At 56.4% G+C, this 21,008-nt stretch carries 15 protein-coding genes and 1 pseudogene; 6 read left to right on the plus strand and 10 right to left on the minus strand.

Annotation, left to right across the window (positions count from 1 at the left end; translation table 11 throughout):
- Nucleotides 1-233: 233 nt before the first annotated feature.
- Entirely contained in the window at nucleotides 234-1,529 is a 1,296-nt protein-coding gene (locus tag ACVWXD_RS09890; protein ID WP_457370932.1) for an MFS transporter, read from the plus strand.
- Nucleotides 1,530-1,574: 45 nt separating this feature from the next.
- Here ACVWXD_RS09890 and ACVWXD_RS09895 read toward each other — a convergent pair whose 3' ends face one another.
- The 7 genes from ACVWXD_RS09895 to ACVWXD_RS09925 all read right to left on the minus strand — a co-directional run bounded on the left by ACVWXD_RS09895 (nucleotide 1,575) and on the right by ACVWXD_RS09925 (nucleotide 10,707).
- Entirely contained in the window at nucleotides 1,575-3,641 is a 2,067-nt protein-coding gene (locus ACVWXD_RS09895; RefSeq protein WP_457370933.1) for a 3-hydroxyacyl-CoA dehydrogenase NAD-binding domain-containing protein, read from the minus strand.
- A 12-nt stretch (nucleotides 3,642-3,653) separates the two neighbouring features.
- Nucleotides 3,654-4,901 carry an OprD family porin gene (locus ACVWXD_RS09900; protein ID WP_457370934.1) on the minus strand — a complete coding sequence of 416 codons (1,248 nt, stop codon included), beginning with the start codon at nucleotides 4,899-4,901 and terminating at the stop codon, nucleotides 3,654-3,656.
- Between the two features lie 82 nt (nucleotides 4,902-4,983).
- Nucleotides 4,984-5,979, minus strand: coding sequence for an ABC transporter substrate-binding protein (locus tag ACVWXD_RS09905; RefSeq protein WP_122753341.1), 996 nt, complete (start codon nucleotides 5,977-5,979; stop codon nucleotides 4,984-4,986).
- A 36-nt stretch (nucleotides 5,980-6,015) separates the two neighbouring features.
- The gene (locus ACVWXD_RS09910) at nucleotides 6,016-6,783 is read right to left on the minus strand and encodes an ABC transporter permease (protein WP_457370935.1); all 768 of its coding nucleotides are present in this window, start codon (nucleotides 6,781-6,783) and stop codon (nucleotides 6,016-6,018) included.
- The gene (locus ACVWXD_RS09915) at nucleotides 6,780-7,628 is read right to left on the minus strand and encodes an ABC transporter ATP-binding protein (protein WP_457370936.1); all 849 of its coding nucleotides are present in this window, start codon (nucleotides 7,626-7,628) and stop codon (nucleotides 6,780-6,782) included. Before ACVWXD_RS09915 ends, ACVWXD_RS09910 begins: the two co-directional genes overlap by 4 nt.
- Nucleotides 7,629-7,807: 179 nt before the next feature.
- Nucleotides 7,808-9,895 carry an acetate--CoA ligase family protein gene (locus tag ACVWXD_RS09920; protein ID WP_457370937.1) on the minus strand — a complete coding sequence of 696 codons (2,088 nt, stop codon included), beginning with the start codon at nucleotides 9,893-9,895 and terminating at the stop codon, nucleotides 7,808-7,810.
- A 2-nt stretch (nucleotides 9,896-9,897) separates the two neighbouring features.
- Nucleotides 9,898-10,707, minus strand: a complete 810-nt coding sequence (locus ACVWXD_RS09925) for an enoyl-CoA hydratase/isomerase family protein (RefSeq protein WP_457370938.1) — start codon at nucleotides 10,705-10,707, stop codon at nucleotides 9,898-9,900.
- A gap of 120 nt (nucleotides 10,708-10,827) precedes the next feature.
- Between ACVWXD_RS09925 and ACVWXD_RS09930 the strand changes: the two genes are divergently transcribed.
- Entirely contained in the window at nucleotides 10,828-11,625 is a 798-nt protein-coding gene (locus tag ACVWXD_RS09930; protein WP_457370939.1) for an IclR family transcriptional regulator, read from the plus strand.
- A gap of 926 nt (nucleotides 11,626-12,551) precedes the next feature.
- Here the strand turns inward: ACVWXD_RS09930 and ACVWXD_RS09935 are convergent.
- Nucleotides 12,552-12,800 (minus strand): CsbD family protein, encoded by a 249-nt coding sequence (locus ACVWXD_RS09935; RefSeq protein WP_457370940.1) that lies wholly within the window; start codon nucleotides 12,798-12,800, stop codon nucleotides 12,552-12,554.
- Nucleotides 12,801-13,456: 656 nt separating this feature from the next.
- Between ACVWXD_RS09935 and ACVWXD_RS09940 the strand changes: the two genes are divergently transcribed.
- Complete coding sequence (locus ACVWXD_RS09940; RefSeq protein ID WP_457370941.1) at nucleotides 13,457-15,112, plus strand: ABC transporter substrate-binding protein; 1,656 nt, start codon at nucleotides 13,457-13,459, stop codon at nucleotides 15,110-15,112.
- 367 nt (nucleotides 15,113-15,479) lie between these two features.
- Here ACVWXD_RS09940 and ACVWXD_RS09945 read toward each other — a convergent pair.
- Nucleotides 15,480-16,911, minus strand: a pseudogene (locus ACVWXD_RS09945) (IS1182 family transposase).
- 101 nt (nucleotides 16,912-17,012) lie between these two features.
- On the opposite strand from ACVWXD_RS09945, the gene ACVWXD_RS09950 reads away from it, so the two are divergent.
- Nucleotides 17,013-17,300 (plus strand): barstar family protein, encoded by a 288-nt coding sequence (locus tag ACVWXD_RS09950; RefSeq protein WP_024075769.1) that lies wholly within the window; start codon nucleotides 17,013-17,015, stop codon nucleotides 17,298-17,300.
- A gap of 222 nt (nucleotides 17,301-17,522) precedes the next feature.
- On the opposite strand, the gene ACVWXD_RS09955 is transcribed toward ACVWXD_RS09950, so the two are convergent.
- Nucleotides 17,523-18,131 carry a hypothetical protein gene (locus tag ACVWXD_RS09955; RefSeq protein WP_169954328.1) on the minus strand — a complete coding sequence of 203 codons (609 nt, stop codon included), beginning with the start codon at nucleotides 18,129-18,131 and terminating at the stop codon, nucleotides 17,523-17,525.
- Nucleotides 18,132-18,571: 440 nt separating this feature from the next.
- On the opposite strand from ACVWXD_RS09955, the gene ACVWXD_RS09960 reads away from it, so the two are divergent.
- Nucleotides 18,572-19,804: a hypothetical protein gene (locus ACVWXD_RS09960; RefSeq protein WP_457370942.1), complete on the plus strand. Its 1,233-nt coding sequence runs from the start codon at nucleotides 18,572-18,574 to the stop codon at nucleotides 19,802-19,804.
- Between the two features lie 348 nt (nucleotides 19,805-20,152).
- Complete coding sequence (locus ACVWXD_RS09965) at nucleotides 20,153-20,947, plus strand: hypothetical protein (protein WP_457370943.1); 795 nt, start codon at nucleotides 20,153-20,155, stop codon at nucleotides 20,945-20,947.
- Nucleotides 20,948-21,008 lie beyond the last annotated feature (61 nt).

The following is a 21,008-nucleotide window of genomic DNA, read 5'->3' on the forward strand; positions in this document are numbered from 1 at the left end:
TGAGCCTTTTTATTATGGGTGTGAACACTCAGGTTTATGCACCGGGAAGAAAATAACCAATACCGATATCTCATGGTGTTCGATGCCTGTCGGGCATGGCCCCTCCCCTGCAGAAATCCCCTCAAAGTCCCATGCCCTGCCGTTATGGATACCTATGGTTTAAAGGTCTTGGCGCGAACCAGAACGCCGCCCATATGCTTCCAAGCTCCTGAATACAACAATAATGGAGCCCCATGAATAAACTCACCGCCGCTCAAGTCACGCCCCAGGAGGCGCTGGAGTCCAGCGCTTGTCGCAAAGCCGCGATACGCTTGATCCCGTTGCTGGCCATCGCGTATTTCTTCAACTATCTGGACCGAACCAATGTCGGGTTCGCATCGTTGACGATGAACGACGATTTGGGGCTCACCGCGTCCCAGTTCGGTTTTGCGGCCGGCATCTTTTACGTCGGTTATTGCCTGTTCGAGGTGCCCAGCAACCTGGCGCTTTACCGCTTCGGTGCGCGCCGATGGCTGGCCAGGATCATGATTACGTGGGGGCTGTTTTCGGCGTCCACAGCGTTGGCGCAAGGGCCTGTCAGTTATTCGGTCATCCGCCTGCTGGCCGGCATCGCCGAAGCCGGCTTTTTCCCCGGCGTCATCTTCTTCCTGTCGTTGTGGTTTCCCATCCAGTATCGAACGCGGGTAATGGCCTGGTTTCTATTCGCCATCCCTGTGTCTTCGGTTCTCGGCGGGCCTCTGTCGGCTGCCATGCTGGCAATGGATGGCATCTGGGGTTTCCACGGCTGGCAGTGGCTGCTGGTGCTGCAAGGGCTGCCTGCCTGCGTACTGGGTGTGATGTGCCTGAACATGCTGGCCGACCGGCCCGCTGACGCAAAATGGCTGACCGTGGACGAGCGTCACGCGTTGCAATCGGCCCTCGATGCCGAGCACGAATCGAAGGGTTCCCACAGCTTTCGCGAGTCAATCAACGACGTGCGCGTATGGCTGCTGGCGGCCATTCTGTTCAGCTATATCATCGGCATCCTCGGCATTGGTGTATGGCTGCCGCAGATCCTCAAGACCCATTCACTGACCACCACTCAGATCGGCTGGGTGTCGGCGATCCCTTATCTGATCGCCAGTGTCGCCATGCTGCTGTGGGCCAAAGTGCTCGCACGTAAGCGGCGTTATGTCCTGCACCTTGCGATTACGTGCGCCACGGGGGCGGCCGGTTTTATCTTCTCGGTGGTCTATAGCGACCTGATTCCGGCGCTGATTGGCCTGACGGTCGCGTTGATTGGCTTAAGCTCGGTGCGCACCTGCTTCTACAGCATTCCGGCGACGTTCCTGAGCAAGCAGGCAGCGGCGGGTGGCATTGCGTTCATTAACGCGGTGGGCAGCCTTGGCGGCCTGGTGGGACCTTATGCAGTGGGCTGGCTCAAGGACGTCACACACTCATTCAATGCCGGTCTCATTGCGATGGCGGCCATGCTGTGTGTCGCCACGGTGTTGACGTTGATTTTGCGCTACGTGGTAAAGGAAGCCTGATACACCAAGGCCCCGGCGGGCTGATTAAACCGCCGGGGTTGCTCATCAATTGCAGTGGAACTTCTTCTGGCGAGCCATGAACGTCGAAAGCTCTCTACCCTCCCGGTTGTAGCGCTTGAGGGCCTTCGCCACAACGCCTAGCCCCACCTGGTCGGCATAGTAGGTCAACCCGCCTTTGTAACGGGGGAAGCCGTAGCCATGAATCCAGACCAGATCAATATCCGCAGGGTGCGCCACGATATCGTGCTCGATCAACCAGGCGGCCTCGTTGACCATCGCAAACAAACAGCGCTCTTCAATTTCGTGATCGGTGATGCTGCGGGGGGTGATGCTCCATTGTTGTCGATGATCCGCCAACAACTCTGCCAGCCAAGGGTCCGGCAACGCTTGGCGGCTGCCTGACGCGTAGCGATAGAAGCCGAGGCCAGCCTTTTGCCCGAGCCGACCTGCGGCATACAACGTATCGACCCAATCGCAGCGTTTCTCACGCTCGCTCAACTGCGACAAACGCCCCTGACGGTTACGCCAGGCGACGTCCACGCCAGCCATGTCCCGCAATTCAAAGGGGCCAATGGGAAAGCCGAACGCACGCATCACCCGGTCGACGGCTTCGGGAGACGCGCCCTCCTCCAGCAGGAACATGGCTTCGCGCTCGCGCGCAGCCAAGAGCCGATTCCCGACAAAGCCGTCGCATACCCCCACGGTGACCGCCACTTTGCCCAGCCGCAGCGCCAAATCAAGCACGGCAGCCAGCACAGACCTATCGGTTTGGGTCGTGCGAACCACTTCCAGGAGTTTCATCACCGGCGCCGGGCTGAAAAAGTGCATCCCCAATACCTGCTGCGGGCGACGGGTGCAATCGGCGATGGCTTCGACGTCCAGATATGAGGTATTGGTTGCCAGGATGGCGTCCGGCTTACACAGCGTATCCAACTGGCGAAACACCTCGCGCTTGACCTCAATGTCTTCGAAAACAGCTTCGATGACCAGGTCGGCGTCCGCCACAGCGTCCATTGACGTCGATGGCGAGATCAAAGCCCGGCGTTCCTGACAGACTTGCTCATCCATACGCCCCTTAAGCAGCGCGTCGCGGTAATAGTCATCAATGTGCTTAACGCCGCGTTGCAGCGCTGCGTCCTGTACATCGATCAGGCTCACAGCAACACCTGCATTGGCCACGCAGATAGCAATCCCGCTGCCCATAGTGCCTGAACCGATGACCGCGACCTTTTCAATCCCACGTCCCTGGCCGTTAGCGGCGAGCGTGCGCGTGCGCCCCGCCAGGGCTCGCTCGGCGAAAAACAGATGCCGCAAGGCTTTGGCCTGGGCCGATTGCCGCCGTTCGATAAACAGCGAGCGCTCCAGCGCCATGCCGGCGTCAAACGACTCGGTCAGAGCCGCATTGATGGCCTTGAGCGCGGCCTGGGGTGCTTCTTGCCCAGCCAGCTTCTTCATCACCGCAGTAACTTTCGTTTCGAATTCAGCGCTGTTGTGGGCGGGCATCAACCGATCCCGCGTGCGCTCCCAAAAAGGATGGGTAAGGATAAAGCGCCTGGCGTGTTCGATGGCTGCACCTGGCAGGTCGTCGGCCACACAGTGGTCGACCAGCCCGACGGCCTGAGCCTGCGTCGCCGACAGGCGCTGCCCGCCAATCACGACATCAACGGCGACCAGCGGCCCACAGAGGCGAACCAGCCGCTGCGTACCTCCCGCGCCAGGTATCAAACCCAGGCTGACCTCCGGCAAGCCCAACACCGTGTGTTCATCGGCAATACGCAGATGACACGCCAGCGCCAACTCGAAGCCGCCACCGAGCACCGAACCATGCAAGGCCGCGATGACCGGCTTCTGGCTGTTTTCGATAACACTCAGAACGTCCGGCAGATGGGGCTCCATCAGGGGCTGGTCGAATTCCTTGAGATCGGCGCCGGCCACAAACGTCTTGCCCTGGCAGGTGATAACAATGGCCTGCACCGCAGGGTCGGACCCGGCCAGAGCGAGGCAGGCCGAGAGCTGTTGCCGAACGCCTTGGGACAAAGCGTTCACCGGCGGGTTGTTGATTGCGATGACAGCGATGCCGTCATCTGTTTTCAGGCTTACCAATGCATCCATGAGGGTTACCAGTCAGAGGAAGGAAATGGGATAGCTGAGGATCACCCGCGTGTCGTTGGCATTGCGCGAGAAGTCCGAGCGATACGCGGCGTTGCGCAGGCGTATGTCCAAGGCCTTGAGCGGTCCGCTTTGTACCCGGTACTGCAATTCGATATCCAACTCGCGCTCGCGGCCTGAATCGGTACTCAGCACCTGTGCATCAGTGCCTTTGACGTAGCGGGTCATAAAGGTCAGCCCCGGCAAGCCCCATGACGCCAGGTCACGGGCATAACGCAGTTGCCAGGAGCGTTCACCCTTCTCGGCAAAATCGCCCACCTGCACGAAGTTGACCAGATACGGGTCGGTGCCCTCGACGTAGGGAAACGCCGAATCCCCGCTCATGGCCTGATAACCCAGGCTGAACGCGTTGCCACGCCATTCGTAGGTCGCTATCCCACTGAAAGCGCGATTGTCGATCTCTCCGGCGCGCGCCTGTCCTTGATCATCACTGATGAACAGGCGCAGATCTGACTTAAACTTGCCCTTGCCGACTTCGTTGGCGCTGCTGAACCCCAGGTAATGCTGTTGGTAGACATCCTCCAGACGACCGACCTGGTAAGTCAGCTGCACCGTCTTCCAACGATAGGCAGCGCCTGCCAACTCAAAGGCACCGCCATCCAGCTGGCCGCTGAAGCGCCGGTTCTTATTATTGATGGCCAACCCTTGCGCGCCGGTGACATCGCGGTCAGTCACTTGGTCAAGGTGCCCGCCTATCAGCTCCAAGCCGCCCCACTCTCGGGACTCGAGCATACCGCCGCGGAAGGTCTGCGGCAGTAAGCGACCGAAGTTTGATTGCAGGGTGGGCAGCTTGGGCATCAAGGTGCCCACCTTCAGCTCGGTTTTGGACACGCGCATTTTTGCGGTCAGCCCGGCCTTGGAATACTCATCGGGTGCCCTGCCGTCATCATGAACCGGCAGCAAGCCGGTACCGGTGCGGTCCGGGCTGGAGTCGAGTTTCAGTCCGACCATGGCGATTGCGTCCAGGCCGAAGCCGACGAATCCTGGGGTGTAGCCCGACTGTGCGCGAAGAATGAAGCCTTGGGCCCATTCATCGCGCTTTGATTGGCCGCTGCCATCACGAAAGTCGCGGTTCATGTAGAAGTTGCGCAGCTCCAGGTCGACTTTGGCATCCGCCATGAAATCCGCGGCCTGTGCACTGGCAAGCCATGGCCCGGCGGCGACGATCACGCCCCAGGATGCAGCTGTTTTCTTATTATTCATGAGTGATTCCGGGCCGTACTCAGCCACACCGAACTCGGTTGAGGTCGGTGGGCCGATACGTGCGTCAATGTTGAGAGGGGTATCAGCGTACTGAGGTCATGTAGTCGCTGGCCTTGCCAGGAATCGATTGGCCCTGAATCTTGCCGAGAAACGCAATGGCCCGGGCCACGTCGTCTTCGCTCAGATAAGGCGTTTGCGGGAACGAGTGTTTGTTGGACTTCCACGCCGCTGCGTAGACATTGTCCGGCGTGCCTTCAAAACGAGCACGCACGAGTTTCATCGCTTGCTCAGGGTCTTCGTTGATCAGCTTGGTCGCTTGCGCGAGGCCGTCGAGGAACTGTTTGACGGTTTTCGGGTTTTCATCTGCCCACTGTTTGCGCGCGCTCAAGGCAATCGAAGGGTAGCCATCAAGCTCCTTGACCTGCCCGTCGGCCATGTCCAACAGCGTGAACCCTTTGTGCTCGATAATCGCGCTGTCCGAGGTGGGCGAGGACAAGGCAAAGCCATCGATTCGTCCTTGGGAGAACGCGGTCAGAATGGCGCTGGCGCTGTTGAGGTAAAGCAGGGTGAAATCTTTCTCTGCCGAAAGGCCACCCTTTTCACCGAGGAAGCGCACCAGGAAATCGGCGCTGCCACCCGCACCGCTGACGGCAATCTTCAAGCCTTTCATCGCCTTCAGACGTTCTTCCATAGGGGTCTGCGCGGTCAGGCCGAGTTGGTCGGCTTTCTTCTGGCTGATGACCACGTTACTTGCATACTGTCCCACCAGGCGCCCCAGAAGGGTTAGATCAGCGCCCTTCAATTTAGCGTTGATCGAATTCTGGATCGCGCACGAACAGAACTCCACGGTTCGACTGGCCAGGCCCGAAGTCGCGGCGCCACCGCCCTTGAACTTGATCAATTCGACATTCATACCCTGCTTCTTGAAATAGCCGCCATCCACCGCCACGAACAGCGGCATATGCACGAAGCCGTCGGTGCCCAGGGCAACCTTGATGTCCTGCGCATGTGCGCCGGCGCTCGCGGCCACCAGCGAAGCGACCAGGCCCATCTTTGCAATCAGCGTTTTAATAGACATATGTACACCTGTATTTTCTTGTGCGTTATGAACAGGTCAAACCGAAGCTTCACGATCACCCAGGTCTTTTTTCCACGGCATCAGACGGGTTTCCACCATTCGTACAAACGCTTGCAGCAGCAGCGCCAGGGCGATAATCGCGACCAGTGCGGCGAATACGCCGGCGGTGTCCAACTGCCCGGCGGCATCTTGCAGCAGGTAACCGAGCCCGCGATTGGAGGCCATGATTTCGCCGACGATGGCGCCGATCAGGGCATACGGCACCGAGAGCTTGAGGCCGGTGAACACCCATTGGATCGCCGAGGGGAACACCACTTTGGTGATCAGGTGATGTTCGCGGGCGCCCATCAGGCGCAGTATCTCCAACTGCTCGCGGTCAACCGCACGCACGCCGCTGTAGGTGTTGAGGAACACCAGGAAGAACACGATGGTGGCGGTCAGGATGATCTTCATCTCGATACCGATGCCGAACCACATGATGAACAGCGGCGCCAGGGCCACTTTGGGCAGGCTGTAGATCGAGATCAAGATCGGATCGAGCAGCTTGGCCAGCAATTCGTTACGCCCCAGCAACAGCCCCACCCCAATCCCGACGGTCGCCCCCAGTACGAAGCCTGCAAGGGTTTCCACCACGGTGATCCCGCCATGGGAAAACAGCCTGCCACTGATGACCAACTCGTAGAACTTGCCAGCGATCTCGCTGGGTGAGCTGACGAAGAAGGGGTCGATCAACGGCCCCGAGGCGAGTTGCCAGGTGCCGAAAAGCACGATGAAAATCGCCAGGCGTCCAAGGAAAATATTCATGCTTGGTTATCCTTTGCTGCATCGTTCAAAGACGGGGTCATGAAGTCCCACAAGTCGCCGCAGAGCTGGTGATAGCGCGGGTCTTTGCGCAACTGCAGAATGTTGCGCTCCTCGCCCAGGGGAATCTGCACGTCCTTGACGATGGTGCCGGGACGGCCGGCGAAGATCAGACAGCGATCACCGAGTGCCACGGCCTCATCCAAATCGTGGGTGACAAAGATGACCGTCTTGTTCAACCGGCGACTGAGCCGGATCAGCTCGGTCTGCATGCGCATGCGCAGTTGCGCATCGAGTGCCGCGAACGGCTCGTCCATCAGCAGGGTTTCAGGGTCATACGCCAGCAGCCGGGCCAGCGCCGCACGTTTACGCATACCGCCGGAGAGCTGGCTGGGGTAGGACTTTTCGAAGCCTTCCAGGCCCACGAGGCGAACCAGCTCCTGGATGCGTACGCGGCGTTCTGCCTTGGCCATGCCCTGGATCTCCAACGGCACGGCAATGTTGCCCACCACATCACGCCAAGGCAGCAAGTGGTCACTCTGGGTCATGTAGCCGGTACGGCCATTGACCCCGCAAACGGCCTTACCGTTGTAGACGACCTGCCCTTCGGTGGGCGCAAACAACCCCGCGACCATGTTCAGCAAGGTGGACTTGCCGCAGCCCGACGGCCCGACCACGGTGACCACTTCGCCCTTCTTGATCGACAGGTTGATGCTATGGGAGGCCTGTTTGGCAATGCCCTTGACGGTGAAGGATTTGGACACGCCGATGAACTGGATGAGCGATGACGCCTGCTCGTCGCGTTCGGCGCCTTTAGGCTGGGTGATGGCTTTCAATGCGACAGGCATGATGGGCCTCCGCTTTGAAAATGAACGTTACCCAGAGGGAGCTGTTGAGGCGATGTGCAATTAAATACGTTCATAGCGACCTACTTGTTTTTATGAGTCGTTGATGAAGCTGTCTTGATTATGAAACCGGAGGGTTAAGGGTCAATCCACCTATTCCACACAGTGGAATAGGTGGCGCCTCAGGCCAGCAACGTGAGGCCATCAACGGCCCTCACGCCCTGCCCTTCGGCCAGCACGCGCAAGGGGTTGATCTCAGCCTCTTGCAGCTTTGTTCCCAGGGTCGTGGCCATGTCGGCGAAGGCGAGGATGCAGTCGACCAACGCGTTGATATCGGCCTTGGGCGCGCCGCGATAACCGTCGAGCAGCGCGAAGGTCTTCAGCTCCCGCAGCATTGCATCCGCGTCATTGCGCGAGATCGGCAGCAATCGCATGCTGGTATCGCGCAGCAATTCGGCGCTGACACCGCCCATACCCAGCAGCAACGCCGGCCCCAGTTGTGGGTCGCGATGGAAGCCGAGGATCAGCTCATGACCGCCACTGACCATCTCCTGGACAAGGAAACGCTCGGGCGCGAACCCGGCCTTCTGCGTGACCACGCGGCGCATGTCGTCCAACGCCTGACCAATGCTGTGTTCGCTCAGGCCGAGCGCAACGCCACCGACTTCGGTCTTGTGAGGGATGCGCTCGGACAGCACCTTGAGCACAACGTTCGGGCCGAGCGCCCGGGCGGCCTCGATTGCCTCGCCAGCATCCGCGACCGCCTGCTCACGAGTGACGGGCACGCCGAAACGAGTAAACAGAGCTTTGCTCTGCTGTTCATCCAGGGTTCCACCGGGCAACTGCTCGACGTCCTCGGCGCTCATATGCTGACGGCTTGATTGCGCTCGCGGCGTGTCCTGAACAATGCAGGCTTTGGCTTTGAGTGCCAGCAATGCACTCGCGCAAGCCTCCGGCGCAGTAAAGGCGACGCCCTGGTTGCTGTTGATACGTAGCAAGGCTTGCGGTGCGTACGGGCTGACATAGGCAAGCACGGGCTTGCTGCTGTCGCGCTGGCTGTCGCGGATCGCGTCGGCCATCAGCGTCGGGCGCGCGACACCGGATGATCCCACCACACTGATCACCGCGTCGTAGTCCGCGCTTTCCAGCAGGATGCGCATGGCTTCTTGCATGATCTGCGGCTGCAGGCCGGCCAGGGTCAGGTCGATGGGGTTACGGTCGAGCACCGCCTGGTCACCGAGGTCCAGATCACGCAAACGTGCAGCGGTGGCCTCCCCCGGCGGCGGCGTGTCGAAACCATTGGCGCCCAGGGCATCGGCAATCAGCGTGCCCGCGCCGCCGGTCGAGGTCAGAATCGCCACCCGGTTACCCGCCATCGTGCGCCGGCTCGCCAACGCGAACGGCAGGTCGAGCAGATCGGCAAACGTCTGTGCCCGCACGATGCCCAGTTGTTTGAAGTACACGTCGTAGAGTGCGTCGGCGCCGGCCAGGGCGCCGGTATGGGAAGCAGCTGATCGGGCTCCGGCTTCGGAGCGCCCGACTTTGAACACAACAATGGGCTTGCCGGCCGCGCGCGCTTTGAGGGCAGCGCGGCTGAATTTCTCGGTGTCGCGCAGCCCTTCGAGGTAAAGGGCAATGACTTCCGTGGCGTCGTCATCCACCAGGTAATCGACGAAATCGGCGACGTCCAGGTCGACTTCGTTGCTGGTCGCCACCAGCTTGGAAAAACCGATGCCGGCGGCAGCACCACGGGACAGGAGCGATCCCAGGATCCCGCCACTCTGGGAAATGACTGCGATGTTACCCGCTCTCAATGCATCCTGATCCAGCGCACCGCTAGCCGACAAGGTGATGCCCTGGGTAAGGTTGATCAGGCCGATGGTGTTCGGCCCCAGGATGCGCATGTTGCCTCGCGCCTTGTGCAAGGCCTGCTGGCGCGCGACGCCCGCTTCGCCAGCCTCTCCATAGCCACCGGCAAGCACGATGGCCGCCGGCGTGCCCATGGCCGCCAGTTCGGCAACGGCCTGGTTGGCACGCTCAGGCCCGAGCAGGATGATGGCGGCGTCCGGAACCTCTGGTAGTGCGGCGATAGAGGGATAGCAGGTCAACCCATCGATCTCGGTGTACCGCGGGTTGACCGGATACAAGCGGCCTTCGAAGCCATGTTTGCGCAGGAATGCGATGGGCCGTCCGGAGGTCTTCTGCGCATCGCCGGAGGCGCCGATCACCGCTACACTGCGCGGGTTCATCAGGCGGGAAATATTACCCATGCTCATGCCCTCTTCGCCTTGGCCGCCAGAAAAGCCGCCACCGACGCCTGATGCTCGGCCGAGGTGTAGCAAATGCCTTGCGCCTGGCTGCCCATGGCCAAGACCTGGGCCTGGGTCAGTTCGAAGCTGTTGTTGAGGATGGATTTGCTCAATGCCAGTGCGGTCGCCGAGCCGGCGGAGAGTTCCAACGCCCAGCAGCGGGTTTCTTCCAGCAGGTCGTCGTGTTCGACCACTCGGTCCACCAGGCCGATCGCCAGCCCTTCGTCGGGCTCTACGCGGCGACCGGTGTAGATCAGTTCCTTGGCTTTGGGCAATCCGACTCGACGCGGCAACAGGTACAAGCCGCCGCCGTCGGGGATCAGGCCCCGAGCGATATAACTCATGGCATAGCTGGCTTGCCGGGAGGACACCACGAAATCGCAGCTCAGTGCCAGGTCGCAACCCAGCCCCGTGGCGGCACCATTGACAGCAGCCAGGGTCGGCTTGGGCAGGTTGAGCAATAGGGAGACCGCATGATGCACGCGCTGCTGGCGCTTCCAGCCGTTATAGGCCACCTCGCCCGCCGGTGCGCTCATGCGTTTTTCCATGCCCTTGATGTCGCCGCCTGCGCAGAAGCCTTTGCCGGTACCAGTGATGATGAGGGCGCGAATCTGGCTGTTTGCGGCCACTTCTTCCAGCAACTCGATCATGTGACTGCGCATCTCGTCGCTGATGGCGTTGCGCGCTTCGGGTCGATTAAGGGTCAGCACCGCGATGCCATCGTCATCGACGGCCATGTGGATGGGCGAGGTAACACTTTGCAACATCGTCATGGGGAATCTCTCTCTTGTTGTTGGCATGGCAGCAGCCCAAACTGAAGGGCCTTGCGCTGATCCCGAGTCTATGGAGCTCCCCATGATTGACAATCCGGCAATTCCACTGGATGGAACACGATGAAAGAGGACGACGGGTTTGATACGCCGGGTGCCGGCAAGGCGCCGATCAACCGTTCGCTGGAGCGCGGCCTTGAAATCCTGCGAGCCTTTCGCGCGGGCACCGAGTACTTGGGGAATGGCGAAATCAGCGAACGCACAGGTTTGTCCAAGTCCACGATCAGTCGCCTGACCCAGACGCTGATCCACAGCGGCATGCTGGTGTACGACCGCCAACACAGTGCCTATCGCCTCGCACCCGCCACCCTCTGCTTCGCCAACGTCATGTACAACAGCAGTTCGCTGGTGCAGATCGCTGCGCCCTTGATGCGCGAAGCGGCCCACGCGTTAGGCGTGAATGTGGGGCTGGCCGCCGCCGACCGCGATGAGATGATTTACCTGGAGTCCATCCGACTGAGCCGTAAAAACACCCCACGAACCGTACAAACCGGGCAGCGAGTCCCCATGGAGTTCACTTCCTTGGGGCGCGCTTACCTGGCGACGATTGGCACGAAAGAGCGGCAAGCGCTGATGGCGAACTTCAAGTCGAGACGCTGCGATGCCAGGTGGGCGGTATTGGAAACAGAGATTGCCGAAGCCTGCGAAAGCGTGCGACTTCGAGGGTATTGCGCTGCGTCCTGGCAGGCCGAAGTCGTGGCTATTTCAACCCCACTCGGCATCCGTAACTATCAGGACCATATTTTGAATATCAGCCTATCCACCCCACAGTCTATCGATGCCGTCGTGACGTGTTACGCCGCGCCGTTGATGGCGCTGGCGGACAAGATCCGCGCCAATGTCGATAGCGACTCACGCTAATCCTTGAACAGGCCCCACGTTCCTAGAGCCAACTCCGAACTTCACCATTGAGGCTGTCAGGAGGGCCATGAATGACCAACTCCGGAACAAACCAACGGCTCAATGCTGAGCCGGCCAGCTTCTGCGTGATTTTCAACCAAATCCCAAAGCATGGTTTTTTGAGAGCCAACATCCATCAGCATCTGGACTTGGACCGTCGAGGTAGTCGGGACGAGGCTAAACACGCTTGAAAAACTAGGTCTATGAAAATCTATCGATGAACAATCGCGCTAATTCCGAGAACATTTAGTCAGCAATCTCGGCCCCGTGAGCTATTTATGAACATCTGACATCGCCCACTTGGATGATCACGCACTACGTCAGATAGGGTCATAATGCGTCATGTTCACTTTCAGCCACGTTCTGGATCTGGAGTCTGGTCACCAGTACCTACTCGTCTGCTCAGGATTGTTGTCCCTGTCCAGCCTGGCGGCAGCACCTGGTTATTGGATTATTTTACGGAGTGACGAGCTTAGCTGTGCATAAGGTGCGTACGAATCGAAGGCCGGATAGCTGTCAAAATCCTGGCCGATTTCGCAAGGCAGATGGGAAATGACCAGCTGGTACCTAGTCCGTCCGGAGCTCAGGTTTCTGAAGAAAAATTAACTGCTGTGCGAGCGTGCAAAAACGCGGGATTGATTCATCGTGAGACAATGGCAAAGCTTTGGTTGCCCACCAAAAATCAATGCAGCGCGGTCAGCCCCCGCACAAATTTTGAACGCCCTCCTCTCCTAACTTGACCTCAGCACCGGCGGTCAGCGCACGATGGGCGTGAGCTGTGCATACCGCCCGCGCCCCCGAGGCCCACTGATGGACAGAGCCAAGGGTGCCAGGCGATATACAAACGCAAAAAGAACGCCCGTGTCAAAACGTCCTTTTTTGCTAAATCAGCGGCGCAAGAGACGGTTTAGAACCAACAGGGCGACGGCACCAATCGCGATTGCAGCAACTGGTTTCTCCTTAACAAAGGTCGATACGCTGTCCAGTGCATCGCCATAGGTTTGGGTCAACTGACCAGCAGCTTGACGTCCCACGCCTTCAGCTTCCAGCTTCGAATCACCAAAGAGTTTCCCCACTGCGCTCTGCGCCTTGCCTGCAACTTTTTCTACAGCGCCTTCAACTTGTTCGCTTTTCATGATTCACCAAGCCTTCGTGTGTGATTGAGTAACCCAGGAGTTGCCAGGGCTTGAGGTAACTTGCACAGAATTAGGGGGGCGGGCGTAGTGATTAGTTCAAAGTTGATTGTTGGGCGCTCAGTTGATCAAATTGCGAAGCGATCTTTGCGGTTCGCACTCCAATGTAATGTTGATGTCCGGAACTGGCCAACCCTGCGATATCTAATCGGCTCAGGGAAGAAACTGATGACTACAGACCCGCTATATCTCGTCTTTTTGCCAGATCTGGCGGCAGTGCTTCGAGCCGCCGAGGATAAAAAAGGCGCGCCACTGACCGAGGCTGAGGTTTGCGAAAGAGTGGCGTGCTGATTAAAGCAGAGGCCTAACCGCGCTTTTGGCCTAAAACATTCGCTTATCGGTTCGACGCCACACATCTCACACTACCTGCCTGGCATCAGTGGAGTGTCCGCTTGGAGTCGAAAGCGGCTTTTCGTAAATGGCGGCTATTGGCCATTAGCTGTCTGTTGTAGGGAAGCAAACGCCAACCACGCCGCAAGCGAGGATAACGTCCGCTTTGGTTATCGTGACGCGCGATTGCTGGCCCCGCATGAGTGATGTCACAATGATGTGCCGCGCCTTGCACGCTCAACGATAAGCGCGATTCACGGACTATCACCATGCCTAGCCTCTGTTACTGTTCTAACACGCCAGGCCCGCCGAAGAGACTTCTCCTGGTTCGGCTGCGTCGACTGCTGTGTTTTGTGCTCGTCTGGGGTCAGGCTGCGTGGGCGGGTCCTGGCCCTCAACAGAATGGCGCCGAACAGGTGATTGATGTCCAGCTACGTTGGAAACATCAGTTCCAGTTCGCTGGCTACTATGCCGCCATCGCAAAGGGCTATTACCGCGAAGAAGGACTTGACGTGCGCTTGCACGAAGGAGGCCCCCATGTCACACCGGTCGAAGAAGTGCTCTCTGGGCGTGCCCAATACGGCGAAGCCAATAGTGAATTGCTCTACGCACGTCTGCATGGAAAGCCCTTGGTAGCGCTGGCGGTGATTTTTCAGCATTCACCTTCCGTGCTCGTGGCTCGTACAGACCAAGGCGTTCGAACTGTGCACGACCTGATTGGCAAGCCGTTGATGCTAATGGATGCACAGACCGATGCCGATTTTCTGGCGATGTTCCGTAGCGAGGGTATACCCTTCGAAAAACTACAACTGCTACCCAGCAGTTATCAAATTGGAGATCTAGCCAGCGGTAAAGTGACGGCGTTCAACTCGTACCTGACCAACGAGCCCTTCTACCTGCAAGAGCGGGGCGTGGAATACAACATCATCTCGCCCGTCACCTACGGGATCGACTTCTACAGCGACATCCTGTTTACCAGCCAGGCCGAGATTGACGAACATCCACAGCGGGTCGAGGCCTTCCGCCGCGCTACCCTGCGCGGCTGGCGCTACGCGATGGATAACCCCGAGCAAATCATAGACCTGTTACTCAATCAGTACTCGGTGGAGAAAACTCGCGCGCACTTGCAATTCGAAGCTCAGGCCATGCGTCCGCTGGTGATATCTGACCTGATCGAGATCGGTCATATGAACCCAGGGCGCTGGCAACGTATGGCTGAAACCTTCCTCGAACTGGGTATGGTCGACAATATCGCCGGTCTGGAAAATTTCATTTACGATCCCAACCCGCCACAGCTCATCGAGCGGCTACGCAAGACCATTGTGCTGATCAGTATCGGCTGTGTGCTTGTCCTGATGTTCGCTCTGGTTCTGTTGAATGCCCAGCGCCATCTGCGCAACGAGATCAAGTTGCGCAAACTCGCCGAAGAGGAAGTACATAAGCTGGCCTTCTATGACAGCCTGACTGGCTTACCCAATCGCAATAGTTTTATTCCCTTTGCTAGTCAGAAGCTGCTGGCCGCAAAGAGCCGTGGAGAACATCTGGCCCTGTGCTATATCGACTTGAATCACTTCAAGCAGATCAATGATCGTTTTGGCCACCAGGCTGGCGATGCCATCCTGATCCACGTAGGCACGGCCATCAAATCCAATGTTCGCGAGTTCGAAATAGCCGCGCGCATGGGCGGTGACGAATTCGTAGTGCTGCTCGACGGCGCGCATCACAGAGGCAATATCAAGCGCATCACCCATGAAATCTGCAAGGCCGTCGACCTGCCCATTCCATGGAAAAACAGCCAGATCAAGGTCAGCGCCAGCCTAGGGCTGGCGTGGTATCCGGAAGATGGCGAAGGTCTGGACGATCTGATTTTCAAGGCCGACACCGCCATGTTCGAAAGCAAAGCCAGTATCGCTGCGCAGGCTTGAAACTGCTTGCGTGGTGCCCCTGCGAAAAGACTTGATAGTTAGAAACCAGTGCGTCACTGCGGTTTGCGTGTGCGTCGTCCTTCGCATGACGTCTCTAGTCAGTGCCGTGACTGACCCGGATTGTAGAAGCTGAATGATCTAGAGCCGCCTACGGTAATCCTCCGTCCGCTTCTGGCCGTTTTATGCCTCTTGCCAGGGGCAGCGATCGGCCCAGAGTGTGTAAAAACGGGCCAGTGCAATGTCGGCACGTAGCCCCGACGGTTTTTGCTATGTAGTCGCTCGGGGTAAGCCCTGCGGGTCGTCACTAGGGTCTTGGAGGCTTCAATAAAGCCCCTACGATGCCAGGTGGGCAACAAAGCCAACCATTTCAGGCTGACAACGCCTTCATTAAGCTGCTGGTGCCAAGGATTTTCATAACGCGCTTCATGTTGTAGGCGAGCACGTTCAAGCTCATTTCTACACTGACGCCTTCCAGCCTTCGCGTCAAAAAATGCGTGGCGCCCATCCACTGTTTGAGCGTCCCGAAGGGATGCTCAACTGTGCGCTTTCGGACTCGCATCATGTCCGGCGCGTTGCTCAGCCGGACCTGCATCTCTTCCAATATCGCCTCATGCTCCCAGCGCCGAACACGGCGTTGCTTGCTCGGTGTGCACTGTGTTTTCAAGGCGCAGCCTTGACACTTTGAACTCCAATAACGATGCAGCTTCATGCCTTTCTCGACGCTGGAGAAACGCCATATCAGCGTTTCTCCAGCTGGACATACATAGTGATTTTTCGCCGCGTCATAGATAAAGGCATCGTTGTTAAAACGCCCATCAGCTTTGGCTCCAGAGGTCATTGGCTTGGGCACATACGCGGTGATATCAGCGTTGTGACAAGCCAGGATTTCCTCACCTTTGAAATAGCCTCGGTCGGCCACCACCGAAAGCGAATCTGATGCCATGGCCTCGCGCGCCTGCTTGGCCATTGAGCTGAGCTGATCACGGTCGGAACCGACATTGGTCACCTCATGAGCAACGATCAAATGGTGCTGAGCATCGACTGCTGTTTGCACGTTGTAGCCAACGATTCCTGTACCACGCGTCATCATTGAACGCGCGTCTGGATCGGTCAGTGAGACCTGTTTATCCGGTGAGTCGTTGAGCCGTATTTCAATCGCCTGAAGCTCCTTCATTTGCACTTTGAGCTTGGCGATTTTCTCTTCCAGCCGCACCGTCTTGGCTTCAGAGGATGTGGGCTCTTGCCGATCCGCAGTATCAAGTGCCGTTAAGTAACGGTTGATGCTCGATTCGATTTCTTCCATGCGCCGCTTCAGTTTGGCACTGGTGAAATTTCGGTCGCGGTTGTTGACGGCTTTAAACTTGCTGCCATCAATGGCAACCAGATTTTTCACCGAATAATCCCAACTGCTGACATAGCACTACGAACTGGCGACAGACGCCTCGGATAGCCTTGCTGTTGTCTTTTCGAAAATTCGCGATGGTCTTGAAATCGGGCATCAAACGCCCTGTCAGCCACATCAACTCCACGTTGCGTTGAGCTTCTCGTTCAAGACGCCGGCTCGATTGAATGCGGTTGAGATAGCCGTAGATGTAGATTTTCAGCAAGATTGCGGGGTGGTAAGCAGGTCGGCCGGTATCGGCTGGAATGACGCCTTCAAAACTTAGATTGACTAGGTCGAGTTCGTCGACGAAAACGTCGACTACTCGCACCGGATTTGTGTTGCTGACGTAGTCGTCAAGGCTTTCGGGAAGCAAAGTGCTTTGTCCGCGATGCTCACCTTGAATAAAGCGCTTCATTACCGACCCCCGAATGGATCACGCCAAAAATGATAGTAAAAGCATTCTGATTCAGCCACTGGCATGCGTTCGCTGGTTAACAGTTTTTTGAGGTAATGACGATGAGCCGATTGCACATGGTAAATATTGACCTGAGTGGGGTGTCAAGCTCTGAGGAACTCCATTGTGTCTTGAAGGATGCGCTCGGTTTTCCTGGGTGGTATGGCTGTAATTGGGATGCTTTCTGGGACGCGATAACGGGTCTAGTGGAAATGCCCGAGCACCTGAAAATTTCAGGGTGGAACATGCTATCCAAGCGCTTACCTGAGGATGCGAGGCTCATGCATGAATGCCTTACCGAAATGAAGGTTGAGTACCCAGCGCTCGCATCAGATGTAGATTTCGGCTAAACGATCCCAAGCTGACATTTCACCAGTTCCACCTAGAAACACAAGCGTCGCGCGGAGGTACTTTCCAAATCATTCAGCGGGATGCCTGTCTCCCCTGACGCCGGCTGAACATCTGTTTTTACACACTCTGGGCCAATAGCTGACACTCCGTTTGTCTACAAATCTAGGAGCGCTTCACTGCGTAGCCGATGAAACGACTAATTTTTAAAAACTGCTAATCTTTCACTTCCGTTGATTAAAAGATCGCTTAAAACTCTGATTGATTGACATACTAAAAATGGCTCGGTCAACTGTGAAATCTAATGTGTCGGATACGGCGATTAGTGACCTTAATTCTTCAGGGAAGTCTTCGATGCTAGCGCATACCGTTGGAATCAAATATCGAAAGTAGTCTCCAATTTCCGCGTCTCCCTCATAACCAATCGGATTATCTTCGCTGGACACGTAATCTTCTAGCGCGTGATAAACATAGAAGCCTTTTATTGATGGAAGTGAATACTCCGTGAGCTCTTGATAAAAGTTCGAACTCTCTAAGACTATGCGTTCCATTTCGTCGCGCGACGAGGGTTTGAGGTGCCTGCGAAACCTATATATATCTAAAAGAGTTCGACCTTCCTTGTTTTTTGGATAACTTTGAAACTCACGCGACTCTTCCCACATAAACTCATTTATACTGTCGAGTTTTTCCTCTAGCTCCGGAATAGCCAACAAGCTCGAAGGGATAGGGCCGAAACAGTTATTCACCATTACAGCTATACGCCCATGTCGATCCATGGCGAACCACGTGAAGATAGTCCCAAAACTTGGCTGCCAATCTTTATCTAACGGCATTACTTCACCTCTGGTAAAACGCGTATATCGCCTGAGATTATTATCGCCAGTGCTGGATTGGCCCTGTTACAGAAACTTTACTGATCCAGGATCCTACCCCCTGAACTATTACCAGCGCTAGATATTTACTGACGGGATGGGGCAGTGGCATAGGCCTCTGGGTCAACTCGACGTCAGTGTCAAAAGGCTCGTGCCTAACGTCCACTTTTTTCCTGCTTTTGCACGGTATGATCAACGTCAGCTTGCGGCCAAAAGCCGCCAGTCGCGACTGACCGCGGCCGGCCATTCGATGCGAACCGCATTTGGCTCTCGTAGGCTATTGTTTTTTTTTGATGCATGCTGACCTAATGGCGAATTGACATAGGGGATATGGAATGCACGAATCGTAAACAACTATTCAAACCCAGCTAGAAGCCGTGATTGCACAGATAAAGACCACAGTGCCTAACGACGAGCCCTTCGGGATCGCACATGGCAACTGGTCGTTCCCTGGACTTACGAGATCGGAATTAATCGAAGAAGCACAATCAATCATTGAGTTGATTGATGACAACGATACTGATGAACTGGGGAGTTCGGAAAGCCGGATTAAGGATTACGCTCGGCGCATAGCGTACTTGCATGCGGCTACCGTTCCGAATATTTGGGGTAGCGCAGCTACTGCCATTCCCACATATATGTTAACGCTTGAGGGACTGCGCAAAGCTCTTGAGCCCGTCTTGAAGGCAGACGAACGCGCCGAGGCGCAAGCAAAAATCCGAAGGCTGACTGTGCAGCTACGGGCTATGGAAGCGCGATTCAAGGGTTTAGAACCGCGCACTACTGACCTAAGTTCAATGGTTGAGAGGATTGAACAGGCCTACACCGCGGCTGATCAGCTTCCAGCCGACTTGGAGCAGTTGTCAGAGGCGAAAAAGACGATTGACGACCTTGCTCAAGCAGCAACAAAAGACCAAGCCCGTATCTTGACGCTTCGAGAGCACGCCGACGAACTTGATGCTCTGCTGAAAATAAGTGCGGAGGAAGCGGAAGCGGTGCTAAAACGCTGCGAGACAGCTTACTCAGCAGCGACAAGCGTTGGATTGGCGGCCGCATTCAGCGAGCGCTCTATCGCCCTATCCAAGTCGATGTGGTTCTGGGTTGCTGGACTTGCCGTGGCTCTTGTGGGAGGGAGCTATTTCGGCTCCAATCAGCTTCACACGCTTTCAGAGCTTTTCCAAATTCCAAATATATCGACATCGGTAGTGACACTGAATTTGCTACTGTCGCTGTTATCGGTTGGCGCTCCTGTTTGGTTTTCATGGTTGGCTACAAAGCAGATAGGACAACGATTCAGGCTTGCTGAAGATTATGCCTTTAAGGCATCCATTTCACGCGCGTATGAGGGTTTCCGTCGAGAAGCTGCTGGGTTTGATAAAGAAATGGAAGCGAAACTACTTTCATCTGCGCTTGCTCGGTTCGATGAGCTTCCTCTCCGCCTCGTAGAACCTGATAGCCATGGAAGTCCTTGGCATGAACTTGCTTCGTCGGACGTTGTTAAACAAGCATTCAAAGCCGTGCCAGGTTTTACTGAGCAAATAAAGGACCTCGCGGGCAAAGCTGTTGATGCTATGACCCCTTCAAAAGCGAAACCAACGTCAACGCCGACACCATTATCAGCACCGACCGAGTAATCGCAACTAGCCTATGCAGCGCTTACACACCGCGTGGGAGGCCTAATCCTACTAGGCTGGGTATGCTGCCACGTGGTTGTAGGCAACCAACTCAAGTTATTTATTCGTGGGATCGATGGTGTGGACATGCCTATACTTTTGGCTTTACTCGTGCGGTAGTGCCTGGTGATCACTGATGTGGGTAAACTGAACGGTGTCCTAGCGAACATTGACGATAATATCGGTGCCGCGCGACCGAGAGTTTCAGATCTGACCTCCGCAAGCGTCGAGCTGCAGCCCGTTCCATCCCGTTGTTTAAACGATGACCTGTAGAGATTAGGGGGTAAGATGGTATCTGGTGAAGTGCAGATGCAAGCGATACCTGATCGCATGCCTAACAAGCAATGTTGGATGCTGTTCAAGGTGGCTAATCTAGATCGACTACAGGCGCTGCAGCGTGGCCTGCTTTACATGAATAGCGTCGACTATTTCGCGAAGCTTGAAGGTGAAGCCGGCGCTGCACTTCGAAGGGACGAGCTTGAAAATGTGTACCTTAAGCTCAGCTCTGGCATGAGGGATGGAGTGGTCAGCGAGCTCGCACTTCAGGTTGAAGGTCACGACGAAATCGTATTGAACCCTGAGACAATAATGACCCTGAATTTACCTCGACCTGAAACCGTCATGGTGTACTGCCTTGCTTCTGTGTCAGCCGGACTTGATGGCCAGATTTGGGGGCTCGACAACGGGATGCTGCAATTCAGTGAACGTTTCCGAGAATTTGGTACCCATGTCCTTCGTATTACGAACCATGCAGAGTTTTCTAAAAGGCTTTCACAAGCCATCGCGACCCACCCTCTTCTTTATAATTCTCCCTTCTTTGAAGGTGGCTACGGCCAGGTGGATTACGTAGATTTCAGCGACTATAGCGGCCCGATAGGATTGTTTCGCAAACCCATTGAGTATGCTTGGCAACGAGAGTACAGACTATGCTTTGGCGCTGAACCTGAGGCTCTAAATGATCGAGGTGCGTTAGAGCTAAATATTGGAGACCTATCGGACATCACTCAGATCACAACGGTAGAGAGTTTCACGTCTAACCCGATGAAAATCATTGAAAGGAGCTACAGGATAGTCGACGGTAAGCCTGTGCAAGTTCCTAGCTAAACTTACGTTTCAGGCCGGCTTCGTGTATATAAAGAGCGTAAATAGGCCACATAAAAAAAGC

The sequence above is a fragment of the Pseudomonas sp. TE3911 genome, from assembly GCF_054062775.1.